This window comes from Streptomyces gelaticus (genome assembly GCF_014649535.1).
Classification (GTDB): domain Bacteria; phylum Actinomycetota; class Actinomycetes; order Streptomycetales; family Streptomycetaceae; genus Streptomyces; species Streptomyces gelaticus.
Genome location: NZ_BMTF01000067.1, coordinates 1 through 2,499 on the forward strand (window position 1 = coordinate 1; position 2,499 = coordinate 2,499).

The following is a 2,499-nucleotide window of genomic DNA, read 5'->3' on the forward strand; positions in this document are numbered from 1 at the left end:
CACAGCCCGTCGCAGCCACTACCGACGACGATCCGCCGATGAACCCACGGGATAGATCACGAAACCGTACTGGAGTATTAGCGGCCCTTCGGGCGAGTGCGAGTCCCGTCCGTCCATCGACGGACGGGACTCGCTCCTCAGGCGGCGCCGGTCTTCGCGGCCGCTGCGACGTCGGCGGCCTTGGCGGCGGCCGGTCGCGGCTTGCGGACGAGCGGGACCGTCGCGCACGCGGCGAGCAGGGACGCCGCGGCGACCGCGTACCAGCCGCGCTGGAACGCGGCGACGGCGTGTCCGGGGGCCGGGGTGCCGAGGATGCCCACCAGGATCGCGACGCCGAGGACCGCGCCGATCTGGCGGCCCATCGAGGTGATGGCCGAGCCGGTGGCGAAGCGGGCCGGCGGCAGGGCGGCCGCCGACACCCCGGTCAAGACCGGGAGCGTCATGCCGACGCCGAGGCCGGTCAGCATCATGCCGGGCAGGAGCGAGGCCGCGTAGGCCGAGCCGGTGTCGAGCGTCGCGACCCACCACAGGATGCCGGCCGCGAACAGGACGGTTCCCGCCAGCGCGATGCGGCCCGCACCGAATCTGGCGACGGCGGGACCGATCCGCAACGCGACCGGTGGCACCAGCAACGGTCCCGGCGCGATGGCGAGGCCGGTGAGCAGAGCCGAGTAGCCCCACACGCCCTGGCACCACAGCACCGAGCCGAGCAGCATTCCGGCGAACGCGACGGTGAACAGCGTCAGGGCGGCTGCGGCGGACGCAAACGCCGGAACCCGGAGCAGCGGCAGCTCGATGATCGGCACGGGGTGGCGGGCCGAGCGCAGGACGAACCAGACGCCGAGCAGCACCGCGGCAGCCAGGCCGCCGAGGGTGCCGGCGCTCGTCCAACCCCAGTCAGGAGCCTTGACCAGGCTGAGCGCGAGCGTTGCGATCGATCCGCTGAGAAGGGCGGCGCCGAACAGGTCGGGCAGCGGACTCTTCTCCGCCCCGGCGCGTCCGGGCGACGGCAGCACCTTGACACCGAGCGCGATCGCCGCGATCCCCACTGGCACGTTGACGATGAACACCCAGCGCCATCCGGCCTCGACCAGCAGCCCGCCGGCCACCGGTCCGAGTCCGGCGGCGATCCCGCCGATCGACGCCCAGGCCCGCACCGCCCCGGCGCGCTTCTCGGGCGCCGTCGTGTCGAGCAGCAGCGCGAGCGACGTCGGCATCAACAGCGCGGCGCCGGCGGCCTGTACGAGCCGTGCGGCGACCAGCGTCCCGACGTTGGGAGCGAGTGCGCAGCCGACCGAGGCGAGGGTGAACACCGCCAATCCGGTCAGGAAGACCGGCTTGTGGCCGGAGCGGTCGGCGACGCGGCCGGCGACTACGAGGAGCGCCGCGAAGACGATCGCGTAGCCGTTGAGGACCCAGGAGAGGGAGCCGAGGCCGCTGCCGCCGTACGAGCGGCCGATCGCCGGGAGGGCCACGTTGACGATGAAGAGGTCGAGGTTCGACATGAAGACCGCGGCCGCGACCGTCGCGAGCACGGCTCGGGACGCCCTTCGTGGGTTTGAAATTCCAACTATCATGGAACCGGAGGCTAGCCGCGTGAGTTTGAAAACGCAACGAACTCGGGAGATGGTGGGGACGTGACCTCGAACGCGAAACAGGGCGAGAACTTGGTTCCGCACCCCGAAGTGCCCGGTCGGCCGTGCTCCGTGGCCGCCGCGCTGCAACTCGTCGGCGAACGCTGGGCCCTCCTGGCGATCCGCGAGATCTTCTACGGCAACCAGCGCTTCGACCAGATCGTCCGCAACACCGGCGCCCCCCGCGACCGCCTCGCCGCCAGACTGCGCGCACTGGAAGAGGCGGGCGTGGTCGAGCGCCGCGCCTACAGGGAGCGCCCATTGCGCTTCGAATACCACCTCACGGAGGCCGGCCGCGATCTCGCACCGGTGATGCGCGCGCTGCTGGCCTGGGGCGATCGCTGGGCGGTGGACACTCCGCCGGTCGCCTTCCTGCATCGCGGCGGGCCCGGCTCCGGGCACGACGCCGAGCACGACCTCGATCTGACGTCGACGTGCCGGACCTGCGGTGAGGAGGTCAGGCCGGGAGGTCTCACGATCGACGTGCGGGCGCCTGGATGGGATCGGGCCGGGCCGATCGAAGGCTCCTGAATTCGGCAGCGATCGGGAGTGAAGGGGTCGCCTCGATCGGCCGGATGGGCAGCGCAGCCGCTTTGGGCGGACACCAGCCTGCTGACTGTCTCAGGTGTGAACCTTCCCCTTGATCGTGGACACCTGGAGACTGGGACATGAGGTTCCAGAGGAAGTAGCACCAGGTGGGAAGCAAGTACACGAAGCGGTACACCGCGGAGTTCAAACGGGACGCGATCGCGCTGGTCGACTCCACGGGTAAGACGGTCAGCGCCGTTGCCCGGGAGCTCGGCATCAGCTCGGAGTCCCTGCGCGGCTGGTACCGCCAGGCCAAGGCGGACCGGGGCGAGGGAGC

The 2,499-nt window shown here is 71.2% G+C and carries 3 protein-coding genes; 2 read left to right on the forward strand and 1 reads right to left on the reverse strand.

Annotation, left to right across the window (positions count from 1 at the left end; translation table 11 throughout):
* Window positions 1-137: 137 nt before the first annotated feature.
* The gene (locus IE107_RS34295; protein WP_229867480.1) at window positions 138-1,535 is read right to left on the reverse strand and encodes an MFS transporter; all 1,398 of its coding nucleotides are present in this window, start codon (window positions 1,533-1,535) and stop codon (window positions 138-140) included.
* 102 nt (window positions 1,536-1,637) lie between these two features.
* Here IE107_RS34295 and IE107_RS34300 point away from each other — a divergent pair, with 102 nt between their 5' ends.
* Together IE107_RS34300 and IE107_RS36270 are read left to right on the forward strand one after the other, a co-directional pair.
* Entirely contained in the window at window positions 1,638-2,165 is a 528-nt protein-coding gene (locus IE107_RS34300; RefSeq protein WP_229867481.1) for a winged helix-turn-helix transcriptional regulator, read from the forward strand.
* Between the two features lie 164 nt (window positions 2,166-2,329).
* Window positions 2,330-2,499, forward strand: a 170-nt coding sequence (locus IE107_RS36270) for a transposase (protein ID WP_189548252.1), incomplete at its 3' end; no start/stop codon positions are given.